Here is a 4255-nt window from a genome sequence, read left to right as displayed (position 1 = left end):
TTGCTGAAACTCAAGACCCTCGGCCCACTCGTGAACACTGGACACGTGGTCTCCTGCTTCCGCTGGCACGCAGATTCCCTCACCGTGGACGACCGGAAAACGAATATTGCGGAATCTGAGCGCGCCAAGCGCTCGGCTCTGAGCCCGACAACCCGCAAGTGGGCGTGGACGTGGGAGCCACCGGTTCGACTGGCCACGAGAGCGGCTGCTCGCGAAGTTCAGCGGCGTGCTCGCCGCCTCAGTGGCTCGACCAACTCCCGGTAGCCCCACACCCGCGCGAAGTGCGTTCGATAGTCCCATTGCTCCTGAGCCGCCACCAGGCCTGCAGGCCGAAAGATTTCCTGTCGTGCGCGGTGGAATTCGTGGAAAGATTCGCGCCAACGCGTGGTCGATACGCCACCCATGGTGAAGTCCGCCACCACGAAATCCAGCCGAACCGGTGTGGAGTGTTGTGAAAGCCGCAGAAACAGCGCGTAGTCGGCAGCAACCCGGAATGACGAGGAAAAGCCGCCAAAATTCCGGAGCAACTCCGTGCGAGCGAAAGTCCCTTGGTGTTGCGGGAAAAAGCCACGCGCAAAGAGATGAGACACTTCTCTTGCATAGTCCCAGTGAGGGGTCACGGTGTGTCGACCATGGGTGCCGATGATGCGCACTGGACCGAACATCCACTCTGGATTCAAGTCCGCGACCTTCCGGACTCGAGCCAACACCGAATCGTGTAGCTGGTCTCCGGCACCGAGGAATTGCACAAAGGTGCCAGCTGCTCGATCAAGCCCGGTATTCATGGCAGGGAACACCCCCTCCGGTGCAACCTGTATGACCTGAGCGATACCGGAGCACATCGAGACCACCGCATCGTGATCGCGTGAGCTGTCGACGACCAAGACTTGAACGTCCTCGTCTTTTTGACGAGCAGTAGACGTCAGCGTGCGTTGCAAACCCTCCTTGTCATCACGGACGGGTATCACGATGGTCAACCAAGGACTACTCATGAGTCACCTCTCATCGAGAGTTGATCAATCGGTCCCGGCACAACCCACCAACACGAGTCAGCCGTGAGCGAACCAGAGGAATACATGCCCATGAGAGCTTGATTGAGTTTCCAGTCGATGGGGACAACCGGCCGTAAGGGCATCGATGCGTACGTAGACAACAAGTGCCCTGCAAATGAAGACCGGTAGGCAATCGCGCAGACGGTGTTGGTGACCGGCTTCTGAGCTGTGAGAACCGTGCGCCTGACAGAGCCGTGCCACGAGTATTCGCTGTCCCGCAGCAAGTGATCGATTCCAAGCTCGGAAACTCCAAAGGATTCAGACAGGTTGATGAATTGAACGGTTGGTTTTGCTTGCTCGAGTAGCGTGGCGATGCCGTTCGCCAGATCCTCAATGTTCGTTGACGAAGCATCGTCCTCAATGATCAAAATCCACGGCGCCTGGGATGCGACCCCCTGACGCAGGAGATCCTGGTGCGCAAGCTCGATGTTCAACAAACGCTCAACCATTGACTCTCTCGGGGGAGCGACGCGTTGCCACCCCCGGCGCACCCATCGCAACATCGACTGCGCGCCGCTTCGAACGGAGAAACTCTGCGTAGTACGGAGGTACTGCTCCCAATCGCTCGCAAGCCGCATTTGAGCCGAGAGCGAAGCCTGCACGTCTTCATCAGTCACCGGAGCCTGCTCGGTGTCGAGACGATTCAATGTGTCGACCACCATCGCACACTGCCGGCCACGATCCTTGAGAGCTGCCGCAAGTCGTGCCGCGAGGCCGTCAGAACCCTGGGCTTGGACGTAACGGGTGCCCGGATAGCTCACGACGCCGATGAACAAGGCCGGAACGGTCACCGAAGTAGGCTAGCGGCGTGGTTGAACGCGATCTTGCCGTGCGCGAGCCAGACCATCCCGCAGGCAGCCTCAACCTCGCAGATTTCGACCGATCGGGTGTTGTGTGGTCTGTACGTAAGACCATCAGCATGCTGCCCGACGGCAAACGCTGGATCTTGTTCCTGACCGCGGGATTTCAGATCTCTCTGGGACTGCTGGACCTGCTGGGAATAGCCCTCATCGGACTTGTGGCTGCGGTAGCCGTCACCGGCATTTCCCCGTACGCGGGCCTTCCTGGCTGGGCTCAAACGATCCTCGACGTGACAGGGCTCGACGCTCTTTCCGTGTCGCAACTGAGCGTGTTCATCGCCCTCGCCGCTGTGCTGGTTCTCGTGATGAAGACGGTCATCTCAGCGATCATGACGCGGGTCATCACCCGGTTCCTCGCGCACCGACAAGCCGATCTATCCGTTGCGCTGGCTCGAACTTTTCTGGCTCGTCCGCTGACGCAGGTGCAACGGTGGACGACTGCTGAGGCCACGTACGCCCTCGGCCAGGGCGCGAGTGCCGCAACCGTGGCTCTTCTCGGCTCGGCGATCATTGTCGCGTCAGAGCTGTTCTTGTTCGCCATCATCGGTGTCTCTTTGTTCATCTACGATCCGATTCTCACGCTTACGGCTGCAGGCTTCTTTGCTGTCATCGTGTTGGTGGTCCACCGCTACCTCGGTCGCGTATCAGCTCGAAACGCTGATGTCATCAAGGACACCTCCATTGACACATTAAGTGTCGTCTCCGAAGCCCTGTCAACGTATCGAGAAACAACCGTCCTCGAGCGCCGTGACTTGTATGTATCGCGCTACGACGACATCGTGTCGCGCTACGCCACCGCCAGTGCCAACACCGCCTTCATTCAGGAAGCCCCAAAATATGTCTTGGAGGCCGCGCTGTATGTGGGAGCGCTTCTCCTCGGAGTGGTGCAGTTCATCACCAAGGATTGGTCTGCTGCAGCGACCACCACTGCACTGTTCCTCGCAGCGGGATCACGCGTCATTCCGTCTCTATTGCGCTTGCAAGGGGCTGGGATCACCATCCGCAACGCGACCGTGATGGCCCAACCCACCTTCTTCATGTTCGATTCCCTCGGTCGCCCTCGGGACCGTGGTACCGATGAAGGAGCGGAGGTCATCTCTCGGCGCTTGCACGAATCGGTGGACTCCGGCTACCCGGACTTCGCAGGGGATGTGCAGGTGCGCGAGGCAACCCTGACTTTTTCTGATGCGAAAACCCCGGTCATTGATCATGTCTCCTTCGCTGCGCCGTCGGGTGAATCTGTTGCGCTGGTTGGCTCGACTGGCGCAGGTAAGTCAACCCTTGCCGATCTTGTGCTGGGAGTCCTCACCCCCGACGACGGAGAGATCTTGATCGGCGGCCTAGCTCCTCGGGAGGCCATCCATCGATGGCCGGGAGCTATCGCTTACGTTCCACAGAACGTGGCGCTCGTCGCAGGCACGGTCAAGCAGAACGTGGCCCTGGGGGTACCTTCTGATGCGATCCGCGATGAACTCGTGTGGGAGGCGCTGAGGCGCGCCCACCTTGCTGATTTCCTCACCGACCACCGCGAGGGATTAGACACGTGGATTGGTGAGCGCGGGTTCAAGTTGTCCGGCGGTCAGCGACAACGTCTCGGTATCGCCCGCGCCCTCTACACCCGCCCCCGGCTCCTCATTCTTGATGAGGCCACCAGTTCCCTGGATGCGGAAACTGAGCAAGCCATCACCCAGACTCTTGCCGAACTCGAGGGACAGGTGACAACTATCACCATTGCGCACCGGCTGGCGACAGTGCGCAATGTCGATCAGATTCTGTTCCTCGATCGCGGGAACATTCGCTCCCGTGGCACCTTCGACGAGGTTCGGCATGAGTCATCCGACTTCGATCGCCAGGCCAAACTTCTCGGCCTCTAGGCCATGAGTCAAACACCTCACCCCCGGGTCATGTCGCCGAGCGACGTGTCGGTAGTCGTGTGCACCATGAACTCGATCACCAGCATTGAAGCGTGCCTGAGCAGTCTCCGCGACTGCTCATTGGGAGAGATCATCGTTGTTGACGCTGGCAGCACGGATGGCACTCGTGACGTCGCCAGGCAGTTGGCCGACTGTGTGCTGCAGGACCCCGGGATCGGCCTCGGCAATGCCCGCAACATCGGGATCGCTAAAACGTGTAAATCATTCGTCCTGAACATGGGCTCGGACAACGTGATGCCACCAGGCCAGCTTGAACGCATGATCGACACTCTCCAGGTCGGTAGCTATGACGGCGTGAGCGCACAGACTCGCGTCGAGGGCACCAGTTATCCCGCGCGCGGGCTGAACGCCTGGCGAAAAGGCCGATTCCGCCCCGGCCGAGTAGCAGTTATCGGAACCCCCACACTCT

Annotated in this window: 5 protein-coding genes; 3 read left to right on the top strand and 2 right to left on the bottom strand. The window is 59.8% G+C overall.

Going from position 1 to position 4255, the window contains the following annotated elements:
• The coding region (locus K0U62_11625) for a hypothetical protein (GenBank protein MCH9802161.1) at window positions 1-264 on the top strand (264 nt) is incomplete at its 5' end.
• Here the strand turns inward: K0U62_11625 and K0U62_11620 are convergent.
• Together K0U62_11620 and K0U62_11615 are read right to left on the bottom strand one after the other, a co-directional pair.
• On the bottom strand, window positions 219-992 hold the full coding sequence (locus tag K0U62_11620) for a glycosyltransferase (GenBank protein MCH9802160.1): 774 nt from the start codon (window positions 990-992) through the stop codon (window positions 219-221). The two genes, K0U62_11625 and K0U62_11620, sit on opposite strands and share 46 nt — an antisense overlap.
• The gene (locus tag K0U62_11615) at window positions 989-1843 is read right to left on the bottom strand and encodes a hypothetical protein (GenBank protein ID MCH9802159.1); all 855 of its coding nucleotides are present in this window, start codon (window positions 1841-1843) and stop codon (window positions 989-991) included. Before K0U62_11615 ends, K0U62_11620 begins: the two co-directional genes overlap by 4 nt.
• A 17-nt stretch (window positions 1844-1860) precedes the next feature.
• Between K0U62_11615 and K0U62_11610 the strand changes: the two genes are divergently transcribed.
• Both K0U62_11610 and K0U62_11605 read left to right on the top strand, forming a co-directional pair.
• Window positions 1861-3786 carry an ABC transporter ATP-binding protein/permease gene (locus K0U62_11610; protein MCH9802158.1) on the top strand — a complete coding sequence of 642 codons (1926 nt, stop codon included), beginning with the start codon at window positions 1861-1863 and terminating at the stop codon, window positions 3784-3786.
• 30 nt (window positions 3787-3816) lie between these two features.
• On the top strand, window positions 3817-4255 hold a 439-nt coding region (locus K0U62_11605; GenBank protein MCH9802157.1), incomplete at its 3' end, for a glycosyltransferase.

The organism is Actinomycetes bacterium (assembly GCA_022599915.1).
Lineage (GTDB): Bacteria > Actinomycetota > Actinomycetes > S36-B12.
The sequence above is the reverse complement of the archived record's forward strand: the minus strand, read 5'-3'. Positions and strand labels throughout refer to the sequence as shown.